Origin of the sequence: Cupriavidus necator N-1 (genome assembly GCF_000219215.1) — a bacterium.
Classification (GTDB): Bacteria; Pseudomonadota; Gammaproteobacteria; order Burkholderiales; family Burkholderiaceae; genus Cupriavidus; species Cupriavidus necator.
Genome location: NC_015726.1, coordinates 2646997 through 2672973, shown reverse-complemented (window position 1 = coordinate 2672973; position 25977 = coordinate 2646997). Strand labels below are relative to the sequence as shown.

Sequence of the window (25977 nt, the reverse complement as noted above, 5' to 3'; positions counted from 1 at the left end):
CCCCGCTGCATGTGCCGCTCCCGTGCCAACCGCGCGTCCCGCGCCCGATTGACTAGCCTTAGCCGTCGCCTACTATGTTCTTAGTCGCTTCACCCCCCTGGCCTGCCGCCGCGGCAGCCGCGCTGTTGGCTCGCTGGAAACATGGCTCCTGACGAAGCACTGATCATGGAAATGCCGGTGAAAATGGCCCAGGGATTCGCTCGGGAGTTCTCTCAGGATCTGGCACAGGAATTCGATGTATTCCTGACGCCCGTCGCGCGCCCCGAGCTGGGCGAGATCCGCATCGACGAAGACCTGTTCGCCGTCGGCCGCAGCGAACTGCCGTTTGCCGCCTACCCGGAAGACCTGGCCGCGCCGCTGTCGCGCCGGCATGCGCGCATCTTCGCCGAGCATGGCGCGGTATATGTGGCGGATCTCGGCAGCAAGAACGGCACGCGCGTGAACGGCGCGGCGGTGGCGCGCCAGCCGGCGCAGCTCAGCGATGGCGATGAGGTGGCCTTCGGGCCTGCGCTGTCGTTCCGGGTCCGGCTGTCGCCGCGCGCGCCGCAGCCCGAGCCGCCGCGGGTGGCGGTGACGCTGGTGCCCGAACGCGGCGATGTCGGACTGCAGCCGCTGCACGTGGACGGCTTCCCGTACCTGATCAGCAAGGCCGACGATGCCTTCGCGCGCTACCGCGACAGTTATCCGCAGCAGGTCAACTACCTGTCGCGGCGCCACGCGCACGTGTACCTCAAGGGTGGCGTGCCGTTCGTGGAAGACCTGGGCAGCACCAACGGCACCTTCGTCAACGGCAAGCGCCTGGCAGACCACGGCGTGCCGCTGGACGACGGCGACCTGATCGCCTTCGGCGGCAACCACTTTGTCTACCAGGCGCAGGTGCAGCGCACGGGCGATGGCGATGCCACCGCGACGCGCTCGATGCTGCAGCCCGTGGCCGCGGCACCGGATACGCCGGCCGCTTCCCCGGCGCCGGCCGAACGCGACGAGGATGACCGCACCACCTTTGTCGGTGCGGCCGATTCCTTCCTCGACATTTTCTGCGTCGACTATGCCGCGCAGCAGGACGACGAGGTCAACGCCGAGGCCGAGGCACAGGCCGCGGCGGCCACGGCGGCGCACGACGGCGCGCAGGCACGCCGCAAGCGCGGACGTGCCGCGCTGCTGCTGGCGGAAGGCGCCAGGCTGTTCGGCCTGGACGATCCCGCACGCACGCGGCGCGCGGGGCGATGGGGCGGCGCGTTGCTGTTGCTCGCAATAGTGGCGGGTGCGGCCGTGTACTGGCGCGGTGCGGCGGAGCGCGAAGTGCAGGCCTTGTTTGCCGCCGGCGATCACGCCCGCGCGGCGCAGGCCGCCGACGACTACCTGGCGCGTCATCCCGACGATGCCCAGGTGCAGGCCCTCGGCACCGAGGCACTGATGCGCGCTTACGTGCCCGATTTTGCTGCCAGGCTGAAGGCCGGTGATGTCAGCGGCGCCGATGCCGCGCTGGCCCGGATGCGCAAGCCCAGTGCGCACAACGCCGATGCGCGGCCGCTGGTGGCCGAGCTCGACTGGATCGGCCGGCTCGAACGCTTCACCGCGCAGCGCGGCGCCGACGCGCCGATCCGCCTCTACACCGACGAGGCCCCGATCCGGCAACTGCTGGCGTACTGGAACCAGGACACTACCGCGCACCAGCGCGCACTCGGGCGCATCGCGGCCGATGTGCCGGCGTTCCGCGATCTCTATGCCGATGCGCTCAGTGATGTGCGCCGCCTGCAGAACGATGCCTCGGTCTACCTGGCGGCGATCGACCGGCTGAACGCCACCATCGCTGCCGAACTCGGCCGCGACCGCCCGGAGGCGTTGCAGCCGGTCATCGCCGAGTACCGCGAGAAGTATCCGCGCGTGGCCGGGCTGGACCGCGTGCAGTCAGACCTGGACCGCTACACCGCGCTGATGCAGGCACTGCGCGCGCGCCGGCCCGGGCCGCTGGTGGCGCGGCTGGCCGACAGCCGCTTCGCCACGCCGCCGTTCCAGGCGCAGTTCAACTACCTGGCCGCGCGCCTGCCGCCGCCGGAGATGGTGCGCCAGTATGCCAGTGCGGCCAGGGCGTGGCAGCAGGGCGACAGCGCCGCGGCGCTCGCGGGGATCAAGCAGATCAGCGGCGGCCCCTGGGCCGACGACCTCGCGCGCGACCTGTCGCACAAGCAGAAGGTGGCGGCACAGTACGCCGAGTTGCAGTCCGCGCGCGGCAGCAAGGACTATGAGGACCGGCTGCTGGGCTTCTACGCCATGCTCGATGCCGACGAAGACGGCCATTTCGCCAAGGCGGTCGAGGCCGACGTCAACGGCGTGCGCGACAGTGCTCTGCGGCGCGCGCGGGAGCTGATGGGCAGCGCCGTCGCCGCATGGAAGCAATACCGCAGCAATGGCGTGATCGGCAGCGAGCAGCGGCTCGAGCCCGGCATCTCGCCCAAATTCCGCGCGCAGGCCCGGTTGCTGTCGCAGGCGCAGACAGACGCGCGCCAGGGCATGCGTATCTTCACGCAACTGCGCGCGGGGGAAAGCGCCGACCTGGCGCAACTCGCCAAGATCGAGGAAGAGATCCGCGCCGAGGCCGACCAGCAGCGGCACGCGCTGCGCGAATTGCGCACCGTGCTCGATCCCGCCGTGCTCAAGACCAAGCTGGAACTGATCGGCGGTGAAGACACCGGCAAGGCGCCGGAACCTGCCGCGGCCGCCGCGGCGCCACAGCAAGCGGGGCAGCCATGAAGGACGATGCCCGCCAGGGCGGCCTCAAGCCACTCTCCGAGGCGCTGGAAGACCACAGCGCCGAGGGCATTGGCCTGTTGAGTGCCGAGCCGTCGCGCCTGGGACTGCTGACCATCGTCACGACTTTCGCGCTGGTGCTGTGCGGGCTGGTGTGGTCCTTCGTCGGGCATGCCGATGTCATTGTCACGGCGCAGGGCACGCTGGCGCCGGAATCCGAGGTGCGCCGCTTCTATGCCCCGGTGGACGGCGAGCTGGCCGACCTCTACGTGGCCGAAGGGCAACCCGTGTCCAAGGACGACGTGCTGGCGCGCCTGAACGCGCGCGGCGCGATCGAGGCTGCGGCCAATGCGCTGGAAGCGCAGCTCAAGCTGGAAGACTCCGAGCGCGAATGGAAGCAGTTCCCCGACAAGAAGGCGCTGATGGAACGCCGTGCGGCGGCGCTCAAGCAGCAGATCGACGTTGCTACGCGCCAGCACGAGACCCGTATCGCTGAAGGCACCACGCGGCTTGCCGAACAGCAGCGCGCGCAGTTGCAGGAAGCGCGCAGCAACCTCGAGAACGCCAGGCGCGCGCGTGAGTTCGCGCGCCAGGAGCAGGACCGCTACGCGCGCCTGCTGGCGTTGCCGGGTGGCGGTGGCGTTTCGCAGTCGCAGGTGGATGCCAAGCGCGCCGCGGCGCAGGACGCGGAGAACAACCTCCGCGTGGCGCAGTCGCGGCTGGCAGAGCTGGACGCGCGGCTGGGCCGCGAGCTTACCCAGGCCAGTTCACAGCTCGAAAGCAGCGGCCAGGACCTGGCCGGGCTGCGCGTGCAGTACGACGCGGCGCTGCGCGAGATCGCCAACACCGAGGACAAGCTGCGCCTGCAGGTGCAGACCGCCCGCCTGGTGGCGGACGCGGCGGCGCGCATCCGCTTCGAGAACATCGACAAGGACAACTTCCTGCTGATCCTGGCGCCGGTGTCGGGCGTGATCACCGATGTCACCTCCACCCAGCGCGGCGACAAGGTGCAGGCCAACACGCCGCTGGGCGGCATTGCGCCCAAGGATGCGCGCCCGGTGGTGAAGATCGTCATCGCCGAGCGTGACCGCGCTTTCCTGCGCGAAGGGCTGCCGGTCAAGCTCAAGTTCAGTGCCTTCCCGTACCAGCGCTACGGGATCATCGAGGGCACGCTGGAGTTCATCTCGCCCGCCACCAAGCCGGGCGGGCCCGACAAGCAGCCGGTCTACGAGGGCCGCGTGCGCCTGGCACGCGACTACTACGCCGTGGCCGACAACAAGTATCCGTTGCGTTACGGCATGACCGCGACTGCGGAGATCGTGGTGCGCGAACGCCGCCTGATCGACCTGGGGCTGGACCCGTTCCGAGAGGTGGCCGGCTAGCGTGGCCGGGGCAGTCGGGGGAAACACAAGCACAGCACATCTGGACAGCCTGGCGCGCAAGCGCGTGGGGCCGCCAAAAGGAGCCGAGAAAATGACTGGCATTGTGCGTATCGACGACGAGGTGCTCGGCGTCGAGGAGTTCGTGCGGCTGCTCAAGCTGACCGGGCAGTTCGAAGGGCTGATCGAGCAGATCGTGCGCGACAAGCTGACGGTGCACGCGGCGAAGCGGCAAGGCATGGTGGTCACGCCCGAGGAGATCCAGGAACGCGCGGACCAGTTCCGCCGCGTGCAGGGCCTGCATCGCGCTGCCGACATGAACCACTACCTGGATGCGCTGAACATCAGCCTGGATGAGTTCGAGGCCTTTGTCACCGACAGCCTCTACCAGGAGCGGATGATGGAGCAGGTCTGCAGCGAGGCCGCGGTGCAGGCGTACTTTGCGCTCAACTCGCCGCGCTTCGATAGCATCGAGGTCAGCCATATCGTGGTCGACAGCGAGGGCAAGGCCAAGGAGCTGATCTCGTATCTGCAGGATGATCCGGAGGCCTTCGCCGAGATGGCGCGCGAGCATTCCATTGCCGACACGCGCGAGCGCGGTGGCGAGATCGGCAAGGTGCTGCGCGGCTCGCTCAAGACCGATATCGAGGCCAAGGTCTTCAACGCCGAGCCGGGCGACCTGCTGGGGCCGTTCCCGGCGGCGGACCGTTCCTTCTTCGAGGTCTTCCTGGTGCGCAGCAAGCACCCGGCCACGCTGGACAGTGAGGTGGCGGTGGAAGTGCGCCGCCTGCTGCGCGAAGACTGGCTGATGGCCAGGGCGCAGGAACATGTCATCGAAGCCCGCTAGCGAGTCCGGCCAGGCCGGTGATCGCGCCGCGGCGGCTGCCCCGGACCAGCCGGAGGCAGGATCGGCGCTGGTCGCCTTTCTTGCCTCTGTCGAGATCCTGTCGGTGCTGACGCCGGAGGAGCTGGCACGCCTGGCGGAAGCCGCGCAGGTGCTGACCTTCGGTTTTGGCGACACCGTCTGCAATGCCGGCGAAGCGGCGCCGGGCTTGTTTGTCGTCAAGTCCGGCTCGGTGCGCGTGTTCAACGAGGAGCACGGCAAGGAAATCAGCATGGGCGTGCGCAAGGCCGGCGAGGTCTTTGCCGATATTGCGCTGCTGCGCGACTACCGCCATGAGTCGTCGGTGCGCGCCTCGGGCAAGACCGAGCTGCTGATGATCCCGCGCAGCGTGGGCGAGCCCGTGGTGGCGGGCAACCCGGCGGCGCTTGCGTTTATCACCAGCTATGTCGCGATCAGTTCGGCCGGCGGCTTTGTCGCGCGGCTCTTCGACTTGCGCGGCAAGCTCGACAAGCAGGAGCTGGAAGACGCCGTGCGCAGCGTCGGCGTCAAGCGCGTGGCGGCCGGCAAGGAGATCCTGAAGCAGGATGGGCGCGAGGACCGCCGCCTCTATGTGGTGCGCCAGGGCACGGTGCGCATCGTGCGCAGCGAGGAGGGCAGCGAGTTCCCGCTGGCGACGCTGGGGCAGGGCGATATCTTCGGCGAGCGCGCCTGCGTGATGCGGCAGGAGCAGCTGGCCTCGGCCATCGCCGAGACCGACGTGCGCCTGCTGGTGATTCCCGAGAAGACGGTGCAGCTGATCCTGGAGCGCAACCCGCGCCTGCGCGAGGTGCTGGAAGAGCGCATCCGCGTGCTGGACCGCGAGCTGCATCGGCAGAAGAAGCTGGCCGAACGGCGCAAGCGCCCGGTGCTGCTGGACCTGCATTCCAAACCGGAGTTGGGCGAGAAGCTGATCCGCCGCTTTGCGCTGGTGGAGCAGGCCGAGGAGATGGATTGCGGCGCGGCCTGTCTGGCGATGATCTGCCGGCACTACGGCATCCCGATGACGCTGGGCAAGCTGCGCGAGCTGGCCAACGTGACCACCCATGGCGCCACGCTGGACAGCCTGGCACGCGCCGGCGAATCGCTCGGCTTCACCACGCGCGGGGTGCAGTGCACGCGGGATTCGCTGATGGGCTTCGAGCTGCCCTTTATCGTGCACTGGGAGGGCTACCACTACGTGGTGGTGTACGGGATCTCGTCGCGCTGGGTGTGGGTGGCCGACCCGGCCATCGGCTTCCGCAAGATGAGCGCGGAGGAGTTCGAACGCGGCTGGAGTGGCACCTGCCTGCTGTTCAGGCCGGGCGAGAGCATGACCCAGCTGTCGGTGTCGCGCTCGCCGTGGCTGCGCTTTATCGGCTACCTGGCACCGTACCGGAAGATCCTGGCGCACTTGTTCCTAGCCACCTTCGTGATCCAGATGCTGGGGGTGGTGCCGCCGCTGATTATCCAGAACATCCTGGACGGCGTGGTGGTGCACCAGAACGTGGGGCTGCTGCACCTGCTGATCGTGGGGCTGATCATCTCCAGTGTGTTCTCGCAGCTGATGGCGACCATCCGCGCGTATCTCGCCAACTTCATGGTGCGCAACATGGACTTCGCCATGATGTCGCACTTCTTCAAGCACACGCTGGCGCTGCCGCTGTCGTTCTTTGCCAAGCGCAAGACCGGCGACATCTTCGCGCGCTTCCAGGAGAACCAGACCATCCGCGCCTTCCTGACCGAATCGACGGTGACCACGGCGCTGAACATGCTCATGGTGTTTATCTACTTCACCATCATGTTCCTCTACAACGTCAAGCTGACGCTGCTGCTGATCGCCTTCGTGATCCCGATCGCGGCGCTGACGGTGGTGGTGACGCCGAAGGTCAAGACCTATGCGCGCGAGGTGTTTTCGGCGTCGACCGATGCCAAGGCCTACCTGATGGAGACGCTGGGCGGCGCCGAGACCGTCAAGGGAATGGGCATCGAGCGCCCGGTGCGGCTGCGCTGGGAGCGCAAGTACGCCAAGGCGCTGGACGCCCAATACCGGGCGCAGGCCTTCCATATCCTGGTGGGGCTGGTGAGCCAGCTGCTCAACGCCGCCACCACCATCGCAGTGCTGTGGGTGGGCGCGACGCTGGTGCTGGAGCGTGAGCTCACCATCGGCCAGCTGATTGCCTTCAACGCCTTCATGGGCAGCGTGCTGGCGCCGCTGATGGGGCTGGTGGCGTTATGGGGCCAGCTCAACGATGCCGCCGTGGCGATGGAGCGCCTGGGCGACGTGCTCGACCTGGAGCCCGAGCAGAAGCCGCAGGACGTACTGTCGCGCGTGATGCTGCCCGACCTGCAGGGCGAGATCGTGATGAAGGACCTGTACTTCCGCTACGGCGGCGAAGACACGCCCTACGTCCTGGAGAACATCAGCTTCGCCATCCGGCCGGGCGAGATGGTGGCCATCGTCGGGCGCAGCGGCTCCGGCAAGACCACGCTGGCCAAGTTGCTGGTGGGCTTCTACAAGCCCACCGAGGGCTCGATGTCGGTGGACGGCTACGACCTGAACGTGATCGACGCGGCGTTCTACCGCGCGCAGGTGGGCTACGTGATGCAGTCCAACCTGCTGTTCTCGGGCACCATCGCCGAGAACATCGCCTGCGGCGACGACAGCCCAGACCGGCGCCGTATCGAGGAGGTGGCGCGCATGGCCGACGCCCACGCCTTTATCAGCAAGCTGCCGCTGGGCTACGAGCAGGTGGTGGGCGAGCGTGGCATCGGGCTTTCCGGCGGGCAGATCCAGCGCCTGTGCATCGCCCGCGCGCTGTACCACGACCCGCGCCTGCTGGTGTTCGACGAGGCCACCTCGGCGCTCGACACGCAGTCAGAGAGCAACATCCTGGCCAATATGCAGGAGATCCTGCGCGGGCGCACCGCGGTCATCATCGCGCACCGGCTCAGCACCATCATGCAGGCCGACAAGATCCTGGTGCTGTATGAAGGCGCCATCGTCGAGCAGGGCCGGCATGAGGAGCTGATCGAGCGCAAGGGCATGTATTTCCAACTGGTGCAGAAGCAACTGAGCGCAGCATGAAGCTATACAACCAGGGTGCCACCCCCGCCTCGGCCACCTCGCCGGTGTCGTTCGCCGGCCTGATCGAGAAGATCGAGATCCTGCGCTCCACGCTGCGCTGGTCGTCGCGGCTTGACCGGCCGGAGATCGAGAAGCTGCTCAAGCAGGCCACCACGCTGCGCGACGAGGTGATGGGGCTGTCGCACAAGGAGCGCTTCGTGCAGGCGGCGTCGGCCGAGGCCGCCCCGCCGCAGGAAGAAGTCGAGCGCATGCCGCGCGAGCGCCGTCAGGCATTGATGGAGCGCAGCTTTATTTTCGAAGGCACCTTCGGCGACAACCCCAAGTTGTTGGAGGCGCTGGAGATTGCCGAGAAGGCGGCGCCGACCGACCTGCCGGTGCTGATCGATGGCGAGAGCGGCACCGGCAAGGAGCTGATGGCCAAGGTGATCCATGCCAACGGCTCACGCACTGACAAGCCGTTTATCTCGGTCAATTGCGGCGCCATCCCCGACAGCCTGCTCGAATCCGAGCTGTTCGGCCACAAGAAGGGCGCCTTCACCGGCGCCAGCAACGACCGCCGCGGCAAGTTCGAGAGCGCGCATACCGGCACCATCTTCCTGGACGAGATCGGCGAGCTGCCGCTGACCGGCCAGGTCAAGCTGCTGCGCGTGCTGGAAGCGCACGAGATCCAGCGCGTGGGTTCGGACGAGGCGATCTCGGTCGATACGCGCATCGTCGCGGCGACCAACAAGGACCTGCGCCGCATGAGCCAGGCCGGCACCTTCCGCGAGGACCTGTTCTACCGCCTGAGCGTGATCCACGTCAGCCTGCCGTCGCTGCGCGAGCGGCGCGACGAGATCCCGCTGCTGGTGTCGTACTTCAGTGACGAGGCCGCCGGCATGCTCAAGCGCCGGCCGCTCAAGCTGACGCCGCGGCTGCGCGACTTCCTGCTGCACTACGACTACCCGGGCAATATCCGCGAGCTGCGCAACCTGCTGTACCGGCTGAGCTGCCTGGCCGGCGACACCGCCGACCTGGCCCATCTGCCGCAGGATATCCGGCCGAAACCCGCCGCGCTGGCGGTGGTCGGCGCGGGCACGGCAGCCGCGGACATCACCATGGCGACGTCGCTGAGCGAGGCCAAGCGCGCCGCCAGCGACGAGGCCGAGCGGGCCTTCCTCGAGCGGGGCTTGCAGGAAGTCGGCGGCACCGTCGCCGAACTGGCGCGGCGCTTCGACATGAACCGCTCGCACCTGCAGATGCTGCTGAAGAAGCACGGCATCCACTCGAAGGACTTCCGCGCCAGCCGGCAGGCCGAAGGCGGCAAGGGGTAGCAAGGGGCAGGGGGCCCGAGGCTGCTGGGGGTCGTGCCTTCAGGCGTCCAGTTCGGGATTGACCAGCGTCTTGTCTGAGCCGTAGGGGTCCGCCGCACGCAGCACCACCACCGACACGTTGTCGCGGCCGCCGGCATCAAGCGCCATCTGCACCAGCGTCGGCGCGGCCTGCGCAACATCCTGCTGTGCCAGCACCGCCGCGATGTCGTCATCGTCGACCTCGTTGCTCAGGCCATCGCTGCACAGCAGGTAGACGTCGCCATCGGCCACCTCGGTCAGCAGTTGCTCCGGCGCCAGCGTCGGGGCCGCGCCGACGGCGCGTGTGATGGTGTTCTGCGCGGGATGGTGGCGCGCCTCTTCCGGGGTGATCAGCCCGCGCGCCAGTAGGCGCTCGACCTGGTTATGGTCGCGCGTGAGGCGGGCGAACTGGCCGCCACGCAGCCGGTACAGGCGGCTGTCGCCGGCCCACACGCAGGCGCATCGGCGATCGCCCGCCAGCAGCACCACCACCGTGCTGCCGATGCAGCGCACGCCCAGGCGCGCCGCTTCATCGACCAGTGCCAGGTTCACGCCCTGCAGCGCCGCGCGCGTGGCGTCGACCCGGTCTTCCAGCCGGGGGTGCGGCGGCAACGTGGCCAGCGCCTGGACCACGGCCTGGCTGGCGAAGTCCCCCACGGCATGGCCGCCCATGCCGTCGGCCACCGCCCACAGGCCCTGGCTGGGCAGGTCCAGGCAAGCGTCCTCGTTGCGTTCGCGCACGCGCCCGACGTCCGTGCATGCGGCCGAGGTCCACTGGAAGTGCGAGTCGAAACCCAATCTTGTCTCCGGTCCGCGTGAAGCCCCGGACTAGCCGGGGCGCTGCCACGGCGGCGCTGGCCCTCAGATCAGCATCAGATCAGCCGGCCGTCGTTCCTCGCGCCCTGGTCGCCCAGGACATTGATATTGGCGTTTGGCGCGTTGTTGCGGATATCGATGTTCTGGAACTGGTTGTTCATCTGATCAGCATAGAAGCTGTAGTTGATCTCGTAAAAGATGATCACTGTCCCGAGCGGCAGCGCAGACGAGGGCACGAACGGGCGGATCCACCCGAATACCGGCTGCCCGCCGGCGCCGCGCACACCGGCCATGGGCGGGTGCGGTACCGGTATTGAGCAAGGCGCGTGCCACAGCATGGGTGCGGCAGGCCTCGCCGCGCGCGGCGAATGGTGCCAGCCAGCCAACAGATCGGCCGCCATGCAGTTGGCTGCCATCCGACAGTCCATCCCCTCCAAAACCCTCGGATTCCCGCCAAACCATTGCCCTGCCGTCGCTCCCTGGTGTTGGCATGGTTGATGCGGTTGGTCTGGCATAGAGCAGCAATGCCTGCAGCAACCAGACAGACCGAGGCCAGCCATGAACATCCAGGAACAACAAGAACGCGCTACCGGCGGCGACGATCGCTTCGCCGACCCGCTGCCGCTCGGCGCCCACCTGGTCACCGATCGCCACGGCTACGCCCATCATGGGATCTATGCCGGCGCCGGCCGCGTCATCCACTACGCCGGTTTCGCCCGCTCCCTGCAAGCCGCGCCGGTTGAAGAAACTACCCTTGAAGCCTTCGCCGCCGGTTTCGGCATCGCCGTCAGGCCGGAACCCTGCGCCCGCTTCGCCGGCCGCCAGGCCGTCGAACGCGCCCGTTCCCGCGTGGGCGAAAACGCCTACCACTTGCTGACCAACAACTGTGAGCATTTCTGCTCCTGGTGCCTGTCCGGCGAAAGCCGCAGCGAGCAAGTGGAAACATGCATGCGCCGCCCGCGCGCCGCGCTGCACATCGGCTGGCTGCTGCTGGGCGCGCTGCTGCAAGCCCAACTGGGCGGCCTGAACCTGGGCCTGAGCCTCGCCTGAAGCGCGCGGCCATCACCGAATCAAGGAGACTGCCATGTCCGGACTGATCGACTGGGAACTGCGTTGCAACCTGCGCGGACAAGCCTGCCACCGCAGTTGCGCCACTGCCGCCGCCAGTTGCGCCCGCGGCCGCCACCGGCCGGGGCGCCGCGCCCTGCGCCATGCCGGCCGGCCGACGCGCCTGCCATCGTCCGGCCGCCTTGCCGGGCGAGGCCGCCGGGACGGGTCCACCATCGCGGGCGAGCCGGGCAGTTGCGGATTTTGATATACTCCGGGCCGTCTCCAGGATCACCGCGCCCGCGGTTCCCGATCCTGACGGTCCTGTCCCTCGCCGTAGTTCAATGGATAGAACGAGCGCCTCCTAAGCGCTAGATACAGGTTCGATTCCTGTCGGCGGGACCACAGAATGGTTCTCTGAAGTTCTCTTTCCCCAAGTAAATCAAGGCATTCCGGGCAGTCGACGTTCGCGGCCCATCCGCGTCGAGCCGCTATCCGATACAAAACTCCGCAACGCCAAGCCGAGGGAGAAGGCGTACAAGCTCGCCGACGGTGGTGGCGCCTGTTTCTCGAGGTAATGACTGATGGCCGCAAGCTTTGGCGCTTCCGGTACTTCAGACCATCCGGGTCGGAAAACCGGCTGGGCTTCGGCACCTATCCGGAAGTGTCCCTGGCCCAGGCGCGCGCGCAGCGCGATGCCGCCCGGGCCATCGTTGCGGATGGTCGCGACCCTGGTGCCGTGAAGTAGGAAGAGCGCCGCGCCGCGCGCATCGCCGCGGGAAACTCGTTCGAGGCGGTGGCCAGGGACTGGCACGCCACCCAGAAGGGCAGCTGGAATGAGGTCTACGCCGGAAAGGTTGCTGGCGTCGCTCGAGAATGACGTCTTCCCGGTGCTGGGCAGCACGCCCATCGCTGACATCAAGGCGCCGGCCATCCTGGATCTGCTGAGGAAGGTCGAGGCCCGCGGTGTGCGCGACACGACGAAGCGCATCCTGCAGCGCATGCGCGCGGTGTTCCAGTACGGGATCATCTACGGCGCGTGCGACCGCAACCCGGCTGCCGACATCGACAGCGCCGCGGCGCTGAAGTCCGAGCCGGTCCAGCACCAGGCCCGCGTGTCACATATCGAGTTGCCGCAGCTGCTGCGCGACATCGGCGCGTACGAGGGCGAGCCGTAACTCGCCTGGCGCTGCAGTTCATGACGCTGACCTTCGTGCGCACCACGGAGATGATCCAGGCGCGCTGGGGCGAGATCGACGAAGCGGAGGCGGAGTGGCGCATCCCCGCCGACCGGACGAAGATGCGCGATCCCCACATCGTCCCCTTGTCCACCCAGGCCCTGGCCGTGTTGGCCGAACTGCGCGAGATCACTGGGCACCGCGACTACCTCTTTTACAGCCCGCGGCGCAAGACGGGTCACATCAGCAACAAGACGGTGCTCTATGCGCTGTACCGAATGGGGTACCACTCGCGCATGACCGGGCACGGCTTCCGTGGGGTGGCCTCGACGGCGCTGAATGAGCTACGGTTTCGGCCGGACGTGATCGAGCGTCAGCTGGCACACGTCGAGCGGAACAAGGTGCGTGCTGCATACAACCATGCGCAGTACTTGGCGGAGCGGCGCGATATGATGCAAGCGTGGGCTGACCACGTCACAACAATGCTGCAGAGCGAAAAATAAGACAGGAGAAATTATGGCTTCGTACGATGTGCTAAGGGAGATCGTCCGCAATGGTAGCGACCTGACGCTGGCTTCTTCTATTTCCTACGAATGTGATTCGCGAGTTGGTGGAGCTTTCGTAGCGGTCCGGTTCGAAGGTCACTGTTCCGACCTCTATGAACTATGACTTGATACTCGAGCTGTCGAGGACATATGGAAAGTCGATTGCCTTCGTCGATGGCTTGTCCAATTTCAAAAAGGACTAGCCTCAAAAGCTGAACGGCTGCGGGCGGGTCCTGGCTGCGATGTAGAGGGGGTGCTTCGGGCTGCCGTCCTTGTTCAGGCCCAGATGGTGCAGCAGGGTGCCGTGCCCGGACATCCTGATGATCCGCAGCACCTCGGCCGCGCGCGCCGGCGCCGCCTTGTGCGCTCCCCAGGCGCAAATCACCAGCGAGCAGCGATCCAGCGCGTCCATGATCGAGCAGTTCGCCGTGTCCTCGCGCCCGAGCGGCGCAGAGTGCGTCAGCAGGCCGTCCGGGTCGGTTGAGCGCAGCGGGAACAGGTTCACCGCCTCGAGCCGGCCGTACTTGCCGGCCAGGGCCCGCTGCATGCACCTGGTGATGGTCGGATCGTTGACCTGGTGGTCGGCGGTAGACGGGTTGAGCATGATGAAGCCGAGCGCCGGCCGGCTTTCGTCCCACTGTCGCCAGAGCCGGTACCGGTACTGCTCGCAGTCGGAGAGGATGCAACCGGCCTCGCCGTCGAGGGTGGGTTCGATCAAGCGCTTCATACCCCAATCTCCTTAAGCGCCACCCTCAAGGCGAGGGGTGCCCGAAATGGGACACCAGGCTGTGCAGCTGCGCGCCGCGTGCTAGGGTGTATTAAATGGCCGTTGAATTGATTGCGACGGATCCTCGGTTGTCGGTATGAGGGGGCTTACGATGTCTATCGCAAGGTATCGTGGTTACATAGTCGATGGGTTCGCAAAACCCGCCGGCAACGGAGTGTTCGCATCCCTGGGGCGCGTGAGCAGAGGCCGCCATATCATCAAGGAGTCCGAGGTGCTGGGACTTCACGAATGGAATGAACGTGCCCAGAGCGAAGGCATCTCGTGGGCTCAGAGGTATGTTGATCAGCTTGAAGGCCCACATGATGCCTAGCTCGGTGTGGACGGTCGAGCCGTCAGCCTCCGGCCAGGAATGGCCGTGTCGGGGCATGCTAGGATTTCCCTTCCAGATCGGAGGTCGTCATGACAATCGAGAGCTACCAGGACTACACAGTTCGTGGCTTTGCGAAGCAACTGGCTGATGGTTCGTTCGAAGCCTTTGGCACCGTGCAAAAGGACCATCTCATTCTGGAGGCGTCTGAGCCTCTGGGCTCCTATGCAACGTTCAACCTTGCCGTCGCGGCAGGCATCGCATGGGCGAAAGAATGGATCGAGGGTCAACGCTGAACCCTCCGGAACTCCACCACCCACCCCCAAGCATTGGCCTCCCACGCGCCGGCGCCGTTGATGCTGTCCCACAGCGTGCGATATGAGTCCACCGGGTTCAGGCACATCTGGCAGCTCGGGTTGCTGTAGTCGGTCCATCCATCCAGTTCCGGTGCGATGCCCTCGGCGATTGCGTCCGCCTCGCCGCAGTCGTTCAGCCGTTCGACGCGCACGCCGGTGATCTCCAGCGTGATGCGCGACGCCCAGCGGGGCATATGGATGCTCACGCGGGTTTTGCCGCGTGGCGAGATCGGGTGCTTCGGCTCGGTGGCGTCGGCCGGATACCAGAGGCCGCCATTGTCGACCTTCCAGGTACCGGGATGCCGCATGGCCGGCCGCAGCCCGTCCGCGCATGCGCCGGCAGCCCAGACCTCCTTCACCCAGAGGCGGTCGAAGAGCTGACCGTAAGGGCAGGGCAATTCCTCGATGCAGTACCAGCCGCGCTTGCGAGGGTCTTTCGGGACAAGGTCGCGAGTCTTCTCGCCCTGCGTTGCACCGCTGACATACCACTCGGCTCACGACGGCAGTTTAAAAACGCGCCTAGTCTGGGTCTTCCGGCGGCCCAGGATGGCGCGCACCATGGCGCCGCTAAAGAGGATGGGGCGTTCTTTCGTCATGCTAGGATGCCTTGAATGGATTGGAGGCCGCCATGGAGCGCGTGACCGAGTACCGTGGATTCGACATCCATGTCGATGTACAAAAAGTGTCCAAGGACATGTTCAACGTCTGGTTCGAGATTGAAGGACCTATGAGCCCGCCTGGAGTCGCTGCCATTGGAAAGCGCATCAAGGTCTTCGGCGGGCCGTACTCGCAGCGTTGGGCATACCTGGTCGCCGAACTTGCCGGCAGAGCCGCGGTGGATGTAATTCTTGGCGTGGAGGAATAGGCTTACCCCGCCATCCCTATCCGCCTTGGTACCTTCGCGTGCTACGCTTCTCAGGAGCGATTGGGGGCAAGCCATGGCGAACTTCGAAACCGATGCCGAAATACTCGAGTGGATTGCTAAACACAGCGAAGACGAATTCCGGCAGCACGTAGAGCGCCACACGTTCGGCGATAGGCGTTTAGAGAACGCTCGTGCATATCTCGATCGGATCGACAGCCAGCGCGCGGAGTTGCGCGAGGAACGAGCGCTTCTGGCGACGGAGCAGGCAGCGGGGGCGGCGCAGGACCAAGCCGAGACTGCGCGACAAGCGCTCCGCATTTCGAAATGGGCTCTCGGTATTGCTATCGTTTCCGCATCTGTGGCGGTGGCGGCCTTATTATCCGGAAAATAGCCCATTACATCGCCTCCGCCGGCTGAGCCACTGCCAAGGCCACTGCGACAGGCCTCACCCACACCGGCGTGGCCGACAGCTTGAACGTCTCGCCGGTCTCTGCGAGCAACAGCGTCGTGCCCATCACCTCCGCGATTGCCTGAGCAGCGTCCGGCGGCACTGCATTTCCGATGCGCTCGCGCCAGGCCTGGTCGCTCAGCCCGTCCAGCTCGAGGTATTCCACCGGCTCGATCAGCGACTGGATGGCCGCCAACTCCAGCGTGGTGAACGGCCGGTGCCAGGTGCCGTCCAGCGCGCGGATGATGGCGCCGCCGGACAAGGCGACGACGCCCTGCGCTATTTGCGCCAGCGTGCCCTGCGCACAGCAATGCGCCGTAGCGCTTCCGCCTTCATCGTCGCCAGCCGGACTTCGTGCTCTGGCGTCCTGACTTCCCCGCGCCACCCTCGCGAGCCTGGAGTGCCACTGGCATAGTCTGCCTCCAGCTTTTCGACGATGCAGGGTTCATCCGTTAAGGTGCGCAGCCAGCTATCGGCCATCACCCCGCCTGCCCCGTACAGCAGCTCTGCGATGTAGTGGGCCTGCTGCACTATTACGCGCAACCGCGCAATTTCCCAAAGCAAGTCCCGAACATCCGGGTTGCGATGCCGCAGGCCGATGTCGCGCAACTCGTCTTCCGACAGCGCTGGCAGATCCCGGGGCAATTCCTTGGCTGGCATGGACGTAAAATCTTTGCGGTCTGACGGATTGGTCCGTGTTGAGGTGCCGGTAACTCAGGGATCTCCCGGATCACACGGATTTTTATCCTCTCGCTATGGCCGCTGGCGGCGCGCGAACATCACCGTGCTCGGCCCGAGTTCTATCCATGGAGCTACCGGGTGCCGCTGCACTCGGCCATCGGCGTGAAAAGATAGGTAGTCAGGCGTCCAGCGCAGCGCGCGCACATGGCGCACATCGAGGCCATGGACGGTGATCCCGTCTCGCGCCTCGCTGACACCTTCGCAGGCCAGCCGCTCTTCGACCAGGTCGTCGGCAAAGAACCGCGCCTCCAGGAACACCGAAGGCGCGGCGAGTATGATGTCCATAGCGGTTCGCTTGAGTACTGTATGGATATACAGTGTACCCAACCGCCAAATCGGGCAGCAAATTATTTTCGGGGCACCGTAAAGGGCACTGGGAATATCACAATCCTATAATCCCGCGCTCATAAACGGTTTCCTGCGGATTCATGAATCCTGTCGGCGGGACCACAGCCAGGGCTTTCCCCCAAAACCCCCCTCAAACACGTCGGCGCAAGCTCCCGATCTTTGCCAGGCGGTTCCATTTTTTCTCCCGCGACATACCGCCATACAAGATTTGGCGGCCGCCCTGCGCGAGGCGCAAGTTGGCAACGCTCCCCCTTCACGGCCGGTATCGGCAGCTTGCTGCCTTGACAGATACTGTCAACGAGAAGCATTCTCAACACGTTACGGAATGTTACGACAGTGGCACGATCGATAGCTGTGCGATGCTGGTAGCTGCCGATCCCGATGCAATGTGATGGCTATCCCGCCGCTGTTTTGGCGATTTTTGCTGAAGAAGGCGGAAAATGTGGATCAAAGCGGACCCGCCCGCTGGGGCTTGGGGCGAACCCTCATGGGTGGTTCTGTAATTTGCTGTAATGATTGAATGCTAGTCTGGCAACAAAGGAATGCCGGCGGTGGAGAAAGAATTGCGAGTGCTGTTCACGAACTTTCACCGGGGAAACGGTGGAGGGCATGACACCTATGTCATCAACCTGCTGGCAGGGCTGGCGCCGGCACATGAAGTGACCGTGGCGGCTCCCCGGACCAGCCGTCTGTTCCGGCTTGCCAGTGGGCACGCAGGCGTCGAGGTGGCGGCGGTTGATTTTGCGCCGAGAGGCCTGCGCTGGCTGCGCGAGATGTGGGCGCTCTGGCGGCTCATCACCCTTGGGCGCTTCGATATCATCCATGTCAACGGTTCAGCCGATCACAAGCTGGTCATGCTCGTGCGCCTGGTTGCCTTGCGCCGGCCGCGCGTTGTCTATACAAAGCACAACGATCACCGCAGCAACAGTGTCGGCAACTGGCTGCGCGCGTGCCTTGGTACCCACCATGTGATTGCGGTCAGCGACTATGTCGCCCGGAAGCTGCGTACCTCCCCGTACAACCGTGTGCCGGTGACCACCGTGTCCCATGGCATCGACATGGGGCACTTTGCACCGCCGGCGCCGGCGGAGGCCGATGCGCTGCGGGCGCGATACTTCGGTGCCGGCTCGGCATGCACGGTCTTCGTCAGTACCGCGGGTACCCGCTACGAGAAGGGCTGGACGGACCTGCTGGAAGCCGTTGCACAATTGCCCGCCCACTTGCGTAGTGGTGTGCGTGTGATCCTGGCTGGCGAAGCGCCCTTGCCATGCATGACGGGGAAGGTCGCGGCGCTGGGACTCGGCGATCAGGTCGTTTTTACGGGCTTGCTGGACGATGTTCGCCCCACCCTGGCGGCAGGGCATACCGCCTTTGTGCTGTCGCGGAGCGAGACGTTGTCGTTTGCCTGCCGCGAAGCCATGGCGATGGGCCTGCCGGCACTGGTTTCCGATGCCGGCGGCCTGCCCGAGAACGTGACTGACGGGCAGGACGGCTGGGTGGTGCCATGCGCCAACATCGCGGCACTACGGGCGCGGCTGGAGCAAATCCTGTCGGCGCCTGAGCGGCTGGCCGAGATGGGTGAGGCTGCCCGGTCAAAGAGTCGGGCGTACTTTGGCATGGATACCTTCGTCGCCGGCACACTCGCCGTGTACCACGCGGTTCTCGAGCCGGGAGCGCGGCCTCAACCCCTGCCAGCCGCGCTGACCCAGAGCCCCAGCCAGTAACCGCGCGCTTCGCCCGTCATGTCGATCCCGATCCTGACCTATCACCAGATTGATATCGTGCCGCCCCACGGCGCGCCGTTTCGTGGCCTGACCGTCAGTCCCGCGCAGTTCCGCCAGCAGATCGCCTGGATGCGCCGGCTGGGCTATCGCGGCCTGTCGATGCGCGAACTCATGCCCTATGTTCGGGGCGAGTCTACCGGCAAAGTGTTCGGGATCACGTTTGACGACGGCTTCCGCAATGTCCACCGGCATGCGCTGCCCGTCCTGGCGGAGTTCGGCTTTAGTGCCACCAATTACTTTGTGTCCGGCCAGATCGACGGCAGCAATGTCTGGGACGCCAGCCAAGGCGTGCCGCCTGCTCCGCTGATGAACGCCGAAGAGGTGCGGGAATGGGCCCGCCTCGGCCAGGAGGTTGGCGCCCATACGGTCGACCACGTGCACCTGCCGGCATTGCCGCCGGCGGAAGCCCGCCGGCAGATTGAAACCTCCAAGGCAGCGCTGGAGGACTTGGTGGCGATGCCGGTCACGGCGTTTTGCTACCCTTATGGCGAACAGCAGGCGGTGCACCGGGAAATGGTGCGCGAGGCCGGCTACGACAACGCCACGCTGACGCAGCGCGGGCTGGCGCGTGCCGATGACAACCCTTTCGGCCTGCCGCGTGTCCATGTGCATTGCGGCACCAACCTGTTCCGCTTCCTGCAGAAATGCCTGACGCGGCATGAGGACAAGCGGCGGGGCGACTGATCTGCCGGGACAACATGCCGTTGCCCATCAATCCTCCAATCTCCGGAGAGCTCGCCATGGAACTGAAATACAAGGGCCGAGAGATCTCAATCCAGGCCAAAAAGGACGCGAGCGGCCAGTGGGACTGGTCATATGGCATCCGCGGTCACGGACACCGGCACAACACTGGGGCGCTTGCTCCTTCGGAATCGGTCGCGATCGATAACGCCTATGCGTCCGCGAAACGGGAGATTGACCAGGCCACTTCAGGCGACGCCAACGACTAGTATTTCCTGAGCTCTCACTGGTGGAGAAAGACATGGATCTCCAAGGGTTCACGTATTACCGTGACCACTGGTATGAAGCTTCGGCAACGTCCCTTGGCGTTGGCGGGCCCTGGCAAGGTGAGGTGACCATCTGCGCGAAAGCGGCAGATGGAGCGCCGCTCAAGGTCTTCGATCACCATCTTGTTCCGGGCCAGTTCTTCAGCGAAGGCGAGGCATGGCAGCATGCCTCGGACTGGGCCAGGACGCAGATCGATGCGCGCTTTGGCTAGCACGCGCACCAGCCGCTGCGCCGGTGCTCACGCCGCACTGCGCTCGGCGATCAGTACGTTGGCAGGAATCTTCAGGTCACGGTGCAGCCGCCGGATCATGGCCAGACTCAGGGCGCGCTTGCCATTGAGCACTTCATATACGCGGTTTAGGTTACCCAGGTAGGGTTGCATGTCGCCCACGATCAATGCGCGCTCGTCTTCGAAAACAGCTGAATGACGGCGACGCCGGCAATAATCAGACCAATCCCAGCGCAAGCCGCCAGGTCCGGCACCTGCCGGTACAGCACCACCGCGATCAGCGACACCAGCACGATCCCGGCCCCGCTCCAGATCGCATAGGCAATCCCCACCGGCACTGTCCGCATCACCAGCATCAGCAAGTAGAACGCCGCCACATAGCCGGTCACGACCAGCACGCTGGGGACCAGCCGCGTAAAGCCTTGTGACGCCTTCAGGCTGCTGGTGGCGATGACTTCGGCGACGATGGCGAGGGCGAGGAGCAGGTATCCGTTCATGGGAGCGCACAAATGGGTGGGCCGAAATGGGCCGAAGCCGGCATCTTAGCGCCCCCGCATGTTGCGCCAAAGCCGCGTCCCTCCCTTGCGGTGGTTGTGCAAAGCGGCAATGGGGGATTGAATGTGGCTATAAAGGCGACAACAAGCGGGCGCATGGCCGGCCCGCGGCACAAGAAAGTCCTACAAGGCAGTCGCGGTAGTCAGCCCGACCAAGCCGGCACGAACCTCACGATGCCGGCGGCGGGCATGGGGTAAGGGGAGCGGTATGCATCACAATGGCATCGACGGCACGTCCGCCTGGACGTCTTCGCAGTCCGGGGACGGGGAGCTCGCACCGGACGCGAATCCGTGGCAGGACACCATCGCCGCGGCGGACCACGCACTGGAAGAGGCCTCGCGCATCCAACGCGGCGTGCAGCACAACCTGAAGCTGTTGCAGGAAGTGCGGTCGCTGCGCGAGGAGTTGCGCAAGGCCCATGCGGAGGTCGATCGCTATCGGGGCATGCATGCCCGGGTGGTGGTCAGCATGCGCCAGCTGGACGACGACCATATGGGGGAAATGAGCCGGCTCCAGGCGGCGAGCGAGATGCTGCAGGTGCGCCATCGCGTCTACAAGCTGATGGCCGAGCACTACGCGCGCGTGGCCTTGAACCTGGATCCGGAAACCTTCGCGGCCCACCGCGACCGCGTGCTGGAGCATGTCTTGTTCCAGCGCCGCAGGGGCGTGTCGCCCGACCATATCGGCTACGCGGACGTGGCTTTCCTGATGCTCTAGCGCCTCAAGCGCGATGCTCAGGCGGCGCGCTGGCGCAGCACGTGGAACGCCAGCATGCCGCCCACCACGCCCCAGAACGCAGAGCCGACACCCGCCAGGGTCATGCCGGACGCCGTGATCATGAAGGTCAGCAGCGCGGCTTCGCGCTCAGCCGGAATTTGCATGGCCACGGTCAGGCCGTTGGCGATTGAGCCCATCAGCGCGAACGCGGTCACACCCACCACCAGCGCTTGCGGAAAGGCGGTAAACAGCGCCGCGATGCTGGCGGCCAGCGTGCCCGCGACCAGGTAGCCCACGCCGCAGACCACGGCCGCGGTATACCGGCGGTTGCGGTCGGGGTCGGCCTGCGGGCCGGTGCAGATGGCGGCGGTGATCGCCGCTAGGTTGACGCCGTGAGAGCCGAACGGCGCCAGCACGGCCGAGGTCAGGCCGGTGATCGAGATCAGGCGCGAAGCCGGCACGTGGTAGCCGTCGGCTTGCAGCACGGCCAGCCCGGGGATGTTCTGCGAGGCCAGCGCCACGATGAACAGCGGAACCGCCATGCTGACCAAGGCCGACAGCGAGAACGCCGGCGTGGTCCACACCGGCACCGCCAACGCCAGCCGCACGCCCGAGAAATCGAGCTGGCCGAGCACGCCGGCGATCACCGCTCCCGTCAGCAGCACCACTGGCACCGCATAGGCCGGCCACAGCCGCCGCCCGAGCAGGTAGGCGGCGAACATCGCCAGCAGCAGCACGATCTGGTGCTGCGCCTGCACGAACACATCCACGCTGATGCGGAACAGGATGCCGGCCAGCAGGGCAGAGGCGATGCTGGCCGGCAGGGCGCGCATCAGCTTGTCGAACCAGCCGGTCATGCCGGCCGCGGCCATCATCAGCCCGGCCAGCAGGAAGGCGCCGATGGCTTCCGCGTAGGGCACGCCGGGCAGGCTGGCGATCAGCAGCGCGGCGCCGGGCGTGGACCAGGCCACCACGATCGGCACGCGCAGCGCCAGCGACAGGCCGATGGTGGTGATCCCCATGCCCATCGACAGCGCCCAGATCCAGGAGGAGATCTGGGCATCGGTCAGGTGGGCGGCGTGGCCGGCCTGGATCATCAGCACCAGCGAACTGGTATAGCCGGTGAGTGTGGCGACCAGCCCGGCGACGAGCGCAGACACGGACAGGTCGGACAATTTCAGTGAAGCGGTGGTCATGAGGTTGGCGGCAGGCCATTGGCACGGCCGACATCTTCGCATGAGTGCCTTGGCCGTACCAATTTGCCGCGGCGGCGTCCGGAAATCGCGGTTGACGGGGCTTTCCCTTACGGACTTTTCCGACTGGAGCGGGCAGGGGGGCGTTGTTATGCTGGCTTCGTGCCTTGCGAGCAGGGCACCGAGGAGAGACTCTTGGGCCCGCAGTGCGCGGGCCCTTCTTTTTTGGGGCCAGCCTTGGCCCGGCCCCGGTCGTCTACAATGCGGGCTGCCGTGCCACGCCAGCCCTGGCTGCCAGGCCGTCCCTCCTTTCTCTCGTCGTCTCGTCTTTCTCCCATGGCCCTGTTTTCCATTACCGACGCCCAGCTTGCCTTCGGGCACGTGGCCCTGCTCGATCACACCGACTTTTCGCTGGAGGCCGGCGAGCGCGTGGGTTTGATCGGGCGCAACGGCTCGGGCAAGTCCTCGCTGCTGAAGATCGTGGCGGGGCTGTCGGCGCCGGACGACGGGCTGATCGCGCGCCAGAGCGGCGTGACCAGCGCCTACGTGCCGCAGGAGCCGCAGTTTGAGGCGGGCATCACCGTGTTCGACGCCGTCTCCCAGGGCATGGGCGATGCGCACGACCTGCTGGTGCGCTACGAGGCCGCCGCCGACCGTGTGGCCGAGAACCACGACGACGAAGCCGCGCTGGCCGAATTGCATCGGCTGCAGTCCGAGTTGGACGCCGCCGGCGCCTGGCAGCTGCGCACCCGCGTCGAAACTACGCTGGCACGGCTGGGGCTGGATTCGCACACGCGCGTCGAGGCACTGTCCGGCGGCCTGCAGAAACGCGTGGCGCTGGCGCAGGCGCTGGTGGCCGAGCCCGACATCCTGCTGCTGGATGAACCTACCAACCACCTCGACGTGGAAGCGATCCGCTGGCTGGAAGACCTGCTGCTGGGCTTCCGCGGCAGCGTGCTGCTGATCACCCACGACCGCGCCTTCCTCGACCGCGTGGCCACGCGCATCATCGAACTGGACCGCGGCCGGCTGGTGTCCTTCCCCGGCAACTTCGCCGCCTACCAGGCGCGCAAGGAAGAGATGCTGGCGGCCGAGCAGGTCGAGCAGGCCAAGTTCGACAAGCTGCTGGCGCAGGAGGAAGTGTGGATCCGCAAGGGGGTGGAGGCGCGCCGCACGCGCAGCGTGTCGCGCATCCAGCGGCTGGTGGCGATGCGCAACGAGCGCGCCGCGCGCCGTGAAGTCCAGGGTAACGTCAAGCTGGAGGTGTCACAGGCCGACCGCTCCGGCAAGATCGTGTCGGAGCTGACCGGCGTCAGCAAGGCCTATGGCGACAAGGTGGTGGTGCGCGACTTCACCGCCACCATCATGCGCGGCGACAAGGTCGGCCTGATCGGCCCCAACGGCGCCGGCAAGACCACGCTGCTGCGGCTGATCCTGGGCGAACTGGCGCCGGACAGCGGCACCGTGCGCAATGGCAGCAACCTGCAGGTAGCGTACTTCGACCAGATGCGCACCGCGCTGGACCTGGAGCGCTCGCTGGCCGACACCATCAGCCCGGGCAGCGACTGGGTCGAGGTCAACGGCCAGCGCAAGCATGTGATGAGCTACCTGGGCGACTTCCTGTTCGCGCCGGAACGTGCGCGCTCGCCGGTCAAGTCGCTGTCTGGCGGCGAGCGCAACCGGCTGCTGCTGGCGCGCCTGTTTGCGCGCCCGGCCAATGTGCTGGTGCTGGACGAGCCCACCAACGATCTTGATATTGACACGCTGGAACTGCTGGAAGAACTGCTGCAGGACTACAGCGGCACCGTGTTCCTGGTTTCGCACGACCGCGCCTTCCTGGACAACGTGGTGACCTCGACCCTGGCCGCCGAGGGCGATGGCGTGTGGCGCGAGTCGGTGGGCGGATATTCCGACTGGGTCGAGCAGTCGGCCCGCAGCGCGGCGCTGCAGGCCGCGCGCAAGCCGGAGCAGAAGGCGGCGGAGCCGGTAAAGGGCAAGGACTCGCGCGAGGCGCGCGGCGCCAACCGGACCGTCAAGCTGTCGTACAAGGAACAGCGCGAGCTGGACGGCCTGCCGGAGCGCATTGCCGCGCTGGAAACGGAGCAGAAGGCGATCTCGGCGCAGCTGGAAGACGGTTCGCTCTATGTCAGCGATGCGCCCAAGGCCGTGCAGCTGGGCACCCGGCACGACGAGATCGAGATGGAATTGCTGGAAGCGCTGGAGCGCTGGGAAGTGCTGGAAGCGAAGTCGAAGGGCGAGGGCGTGTGAGCGCCTGGCTGCGTCACCCGCACCACGCCAACACCATATTGGTCAGATCGACCATAAAACCCGGCCGCAGGTAGCCCACGAACCCCAGTGCCAGCAGCCCGGCCAGCACCGCCAGCCCGGCTGCCTTCGCCACGCGGACGCGGGCCGCTGTCATCATGCCGCCGCCGGCTGCGCGCGCACCAGCGCCTGCTCGCGGATCGGCAGGTTCACCAGCGCGGCCACCACGCCCAGCGCGATCGAGATCAGCCACACCGTGTTGTAGCCGCCGGTGCGGTCATAGAGGTAGCCGCCCAGCCAGGCCCCCAGGAAGCTGCCGATCTGGTGCGAGAAGAACACCACGCCCGACAGCATTGACAGGTATTTCACGCCGAACACCTGGGCGATGATGCCGTTGGTCAGCGGCACCGTGGACAGCCACAGGAAGCCCATCAGCGCCGCGAACACCCAGGTGCTGGCCACCGTCAGCGGCAGCAGCAGGTAGCCGGCGATCACCACCGAGCGCGTCACGTAGATGGCGGACAGCAGGTAGCGCTTGGGCAGGCGCTGGCCCAGCGCGCCGGCGGTATAGGTGCCGAATACATTGAACAGCCCGATCAGCGCCAGCGCCACGACTGCGACTTTCGGGTCGGTCAGGCCCTGGTCCTTCAGGTACGGCGCCAGGTGCACGCCGATAAACACCACCTGGAAGCCGCACACGAAGTAGCCCAGCGTCAGCAGCTGGAAGTTGCGGTTGCCGAAGGCTTCGTGCACGGCCTGGCCGATGGTCTGGTGGTGGCCGCCGGTGTGGGCCGCTTCGCGCGGCTCGCGCAGTGTCAGCGCCAGCGGCAGCATCACGCAGGCCATCAGCGCCATCACGTACAGCGCGTTCTGCCAGCCCAGGCCGGAGATCAGGCCCTGTTCCACCGGGATCATCAGGAACTGGCCGAACGAGCCCGCGGCGGCGGCGATGCCCATGGCCCAGACCCGCTTCTCGGGGCTGGCCACGCGGCCGATCACGCCGTAGACGATGCTGTAGGTGGTGCCGGACTGGGCGATGCCGATCATCACGCCGGCGCCGGTGGCAAAGGCGGTGCCGCTGGTGGCCAGTGCCATCACCACCAGCCCGGCCACGTACAGCGCCACGCCGACCAGCATGATGCGCAGCGCGCCGAACTTGTCGGCCAGCGCCCCGGCAAAGGGCTGGCTGGCGCCCCACATCAGGTTCTGCAGCGCCAGGGCAAAGGCGAAGGTCTCGCGGTTCCAGCCGTGGGCCTGCGTGATCGGCAGGTTGAATAGGCCGAAGCCGTGCCGGATGCCCATTGAAAGCGTGACGAGCAGCCCACCGCACACGAGGACGGTGGTCAGGGAGAGTTGTCGGTTCTGCATGTCTTGGCTCGG

General features: G+C 66.3%; 26 protein-coding genes, 1 tRNA gene and 3 pseudogenes. 18 read left to right on the top strand and 12 right to left on the bottom strand.

Going from position 1 to position 25977, the window contains the following annotated elements; genetic code table 11:
- Nucleotides 1-141 precede the first annotated feature (141 nt).
- From CNE_RS12595 to CNE_RS12575, 5 genes are all read left to right on the top strand, one after another.
- Complete coding sequence (locus CNE_RS12595) at nucleotides 142-2754, top strand: FHA domain-containing protein (protein ID WP_013957494.1); 2613 nt, start codon at nucleotides 142-144, stop codon at nucleotides 2752-2754.
- Nucleotides 2751-4133: an HlyD family efflux transporter periplasmic adaptor subunit gene (locus tag CNE_RS12590; protein ID WP_013957493.1), complete on the top strand. Its 1383-nt coding sequence runs from the start codon at nucleotides 2751-2753 to the stop codon at nucleotides 4131-4133. The genes CNE_RS12595 and CNE_RS12590 overlap by 4 nt, the downstream gene beginning before the upstream one ends.
- 91 nt (nucleotides 4134-4224) lie before the next feature.
- On the top strand, nucleotides 4225-4977 hold the full coding sequence (locus CNE_RS12585; protein ID WP_013957492.1) for a peptidylprolyl isomerase: 753 nt from the start codon (nucleotides 4225-4227) through the stop codon (nucleotides 4975-4977).
- Nucleotides 4958-8077 (top strand): peptidase domain-containing ABC transporter, encoded by a 3120-nt coding sequence (locus CNE_RS12580; protein ID WP_013957491.1) that lies wholly within the window; start codon nucleotides 4958-4960, stop codon nucleotides 8075-8077. The genes CNE_RS12585 and CNE_RS12580 overlap by 20 nt, the downstream gene beginning before the upstream one ends.
- Complete coding sequence (locus CNE_RS12575) at nucleotides 8074-9390, top strand: sigma-54 interaction domain-containing protein (RefSeq protein ID WP_013957490.1); 1317 nt, start codon at nucleotides 8074-8076, stop codon at nucleotides 9388-9390. The genes CNE_RS12580 and CNE_RS12575 overlap by 4 nt, the downstream gene beginning before the upstream one ends.
- Nucleotides 9391-9429: 39 nt before the next feature.
- Here CNE_RS12575 and CNE_RS12570 read toward each other — a convergent pair whose 3' ends face one another.
- Nucleotides 9430-10206: a PP2C family protein-serine/threonine phosphatase gene (locus tag CNE_RS12570; RefSeq protein WP_013957489.1), complete on the bottom strand. Its 777-nt coding sequence runs from the start codon at nucleotides 10204-10206 to the stop codon at nucleotides 9430-9432.
- Nucleotides 10207-10280: 74 nt separating this feature from the next.
- Nucleotides 10281-10517: a hypothetical protein gene (locus tag CNE_RS12565; protein ID WP_041228038.1), complete on the bottom strand. Its 237-nt coding sequence runs from the start codon at nucleotides 10515-10517 to the stop codon at nucleotides 10281-10283.
- Between the two features lie 265 nt (nucleotides 10518-10782).
- On the opposite strand from CNE_RS12565, the gene CNE_RS12560 reads away from it, so the two are divergent.
- The 4 genes and pseudogenes from CNE_RS12560 to CNE_RS12545 all read left to right on the top strand — a co-directional run bounded on the left by CNE_RS12560 (nucleotide 10783) and on the right by CNE_RS12545 (nucleotide 12952).
- A complete protein-coding gene (locus CNE_RS12560) occupies nucleotides 10783-11274 on the top strand; it encodes a lecithin retinol acyltransferase family protein (RefSeq protein ID WP_013957487.1) in 492 nt (163 codons plus the stop codon).
- A gap of 34 nt (nucleotides 11275-11308) precedes the next feature.
- Entirely contained in the window at nucleotides 11309-11539 is a 231-nt protein-coding gene (locus CNE_RS12555; protein WP_013957486.1) for a hypothetical protein, read from the top strand.
- A 62-nt stretch (nucleotides 11540-11601) separates the two neighbouring features.
- A tRNA-Arg gene (locus CNE_RS12550) sits at nucleotides 11602-11676 on the top strand.
- 71 nt (nucleotides 11677-11747) lie between these two features.
- Nucleotides 11748-12952, top strand: a pseudogene (locus CNE_RS12545) (tyrosine-type recombinase/integrase).
- A 247-nt stretch (nucleotides 12953-13199) separates the two neighbouring features.
- On the opposite strand, the gene CNE_RS12540 reads toward CNE_RS12545, so the two are convergent.
- Nucleotides 13200-13721, bottom strand: a complete 522-nt coding sequence (locus CNE_RS12540) for a DUF1643 domain-containing protein (RefSeq protein WP_013957482.1) — start codon at nucleotides 13719-13721, stop codon at nucleotides 13200-13202.
- 459 nt (nucleotides 13722-14180) lie between these two features.
- On the opposite strand from CNE_RS12540, the gene CNE_RS12535 reads away from it, so the two are divergent.
- The gene (locus CNE_RS12535) at nucleotides 14181-14384 is read left to right on the top strand and encodes a hypothetical protein (protein ID WP_013957480.1); all 204 of its coding nucleotides are present in this window, start codon (nucleotides 14181-14183) and stop codon (nucleotides 14382-14384) included.
- Here CNE_RS12535 and CNE_RS42090 read toward each other — a convergent pair.
- A complete protein-coding gene (locus CNE_RS42090; RefSeq protein ID WP_228772365.1) occupies nucleotides 14375-14752 on the bottom strand; it encodes a hypothetical protein in 378 nt (125 codons plus the stop codon). The genes CNE_RS12535 and CNE_RS42090 overlap by 10 nt on opposite strands.
- Nucleotides 14753-15072: 320 nt before the next feature.
- Here CNE_RS42090 and CNE_RS12525 point away from each other — a divergent pair, with 320 nt between their 5' ends.
- Both CNE_RS12525 and CNE_RS12520 read left to right on the top strand, forming a co-directional pair.
- Nucleotides 15073-15309, top strand: a complete 237-nt coding sequence (locus tag CNE_RS12525; protein WP_041228036.1) for a hypothetical protein — start codon at nucleotides 15073-15075, stop codon at nucleotides 15307-15309.
- A gap of 73 nt (nucleotides 15310-15382) precedes the next feature.
- Nucleotides 15383-15700 (top strand): hypothetical protein, encoded by a 318-nt coding sequence (locus tag CNE_RS12520; RefSeq protein WP_041228034.1) that lies wholly within the window; start codon nucleotides 15383-15385, stop codon nucleotides 15698-15700.
- A gap of 4 nt (nucleotides 15701-15704) precedes the next feature.
- Here CNE_RS12520 and CNE_RS12515 read toward each other — a convergent pair.
- The 3 genes and pseudogenes from CNE_RS12515 to CNE_RS12510 form a co-directional block, all read right to left on the bottom strand.
- A pseudogene (locus CNE_RS12515) lies at nucleotides 15705-16007 on the bottom strand (DNA cytosine methyltransferase); the annotation flags it as partial.
- 29 nt (nucleotides 16008-16036) lie between these two features.
- Nucleotides 16037-16417 carry a hypothetical protein gene (locus CNE_RS38935; protein ID WP_063712331.1) on the bottom strand — a complete coding sequence of 127 codons (381 nt, stop codon included), beginning with the start codon at nucleotides 16415-16417 and terminating at the stop codon, nucleotides 16037-16039.
- Between the two features lie 93 nt (nucleotides 16418-16510).
- Entirely contained in the window at nucleotides 16511-16783 is a 273-nt protein-coding gene (locus tag CNE_RS12510) for a hypothetical protein (RefSeq protein ID WP_013957476.1), read from the bottom strand.
- Nucleotides 16784-17388: 605 nt separating this feature from the next.
- Between CNE_RS12510 and CNE_RS12505 the strand changes: the two genes are divergently transcribed.
- From CNE_RS12505 to CNE_RS12490, 4 genes are read left to right on the top strand one after another with little or no spacing between them, the layout of a single operon-like run.
- Entirely contained in the window at nucleotides 17389-18570 is a 1182-nt protein-coding gene (locus tag CNE_RS12505) for a glycosyltransferase family 4 protein (RefSeq protein ID WP_013957475.1), read from the top strand.
- An 18-nt stretch (nucleotides 18571-18588) separates the two neighbouring features.
- Nucleotides 18589-19314 (top strand): polysaccharide deacetylase family protein, encoded by a 726-nt coding sequence (locus tag CNE_RS12500; RefSeq protein ID WP_013957474.1) that lies wholly within the window; start codon nucleotides 18589-18591, stop codon nucleotides 19312-19314.
- Between the two features lie 56 nt (nucleotides 19315-19370).
- Nucleotides 19371-19580, top strand: a complete 210-nt coding sequence (locus tag CNE_RS12495; protein ID WP_018313432.1) for a hypothetical protein — start codon at nucleotides 19371-19373, stop codon at nucleotides 19578-19580.
- 32 nt (nucleotides 19581-19612) lie between these two features.
- On the top strand, nucleotides 19613-19849 hold the full coding sequence (locus CNE_RS12490) for a hypothetical protein (RefSeq protein WP_041228032.1): 237 nt from the start codon (nucleotides 19613-19615) through the stop codon (nucleotides 19847-19849).
- 27 nt (nucleotides 19850-19876) lie between these two features.
- On the opposite strand, the pseudogene CNE_RS12485 reads toward CNE_RS12490, so the two are convergent.
- Both CNE_RS12485 and CNE_RS12480 read right to left on the bottom strand, forming a co-directional pair.
- A pseudogene (locus CNE_RS12485) lies at nucleotides 19877-20029 on the bottom strand (transcriptional regulator); the annotation flags it as partial.
- A 2-nt stretch (nucleotides 20030-20031) separates the two neighbouring features.
- Entirely contained in the window at nucleotides 20032-20364 is a 333-nt protein-coding gene (locus CNE_RS12480; protein WP_010813574.1) for a DMT family transporter, read from the bottom strand.
- A gap of 265 nt (nucleotides 20365-20629) precedes the next feature.
- Between CNE_RS12480 and CNE_RS12475 the strand changes: the two genes are divergently transcribed.
- Nucleotides 20630-21139: a hypothetical protein gene (locus CNE_RS12475; RefSeq protein WP_013957470.1), complete on the top strand. Its 510-nt coding sequence runs from the start codon at nucleotides 20630-20632 to the stop codon at nucleotides 21137-21139.
- A gap of 17 nt (nucleotides 21140-21156) precedes the next feature.
- Here CNE_RS12475 and CNE_RS12470 read toward each other — a convergent pair whose 3' ends face one another.
- Nucleotides 21157-22335, bottom strand: a complete 1179-nt coding sequence (locus tag CNE_RS12470) for a benzoate/H(+) symporter BenE family transporter (RefSeq protein WP_041228030.1) — start codon at nucleotides 22333-22335, stop codon at nucleotides 21157-21159.
- Nucleotides 22336-22668: 333 nt separating this feature from the next.
- On the opposite strand from CNE_RS12470, the gene CNE_RS12465 reads away from it, so the two are divergent.
- The gene (locus CNE_RS12465; RefSeq protein ID WP_013957468.1) at nucleotides 22669-24600 is read left to right on the top strand and encodes an ATP-binding cassette domain-containing protein; all 1932 of its coding nucleotides are present in this window, start codon (nucleotides 22669-22671) and stop codon (nucleotides 24598-24600) included.
- A gap of 13 nt (nucleotides 24601-24613) precedes the next feature.
- Here the strand turns inward: CNE_RS12465 and CNE_RS41525 are convergent, their stop codons facing one another.
- Together CNE_RS41525 and CNE_RS12460 are read right to left on the bottom strand one after the other, a co-directional pair.
- Nucleotides 24614-24757, bottom strand: a complete 144-nt coding sequence (locus CNE_RS41525; RefSeq protein WP_153953659.1) for a hypothetical protein — start codon at nucleotides 24755-24757, stop codon at nucleotides 24614-24616.
- On the bottom strand, nucleotides 24754-25965 hold the full coding sequence (locus tag CNE_RS12460; protein WP_013957467.1) for an MFS transporter: 1212 nt from the start codon (nucleotides 25963-25965) through the stop codon (nucleotides 24754-24756). The genes CNE_RS41525 and CNE_RS12460 overlap by 4 nt, the downstream gene beginning before the upstream one ends.
- Between the last annotated feature and the right edge of the window lie 12 nt (nucleotides 25966-25977).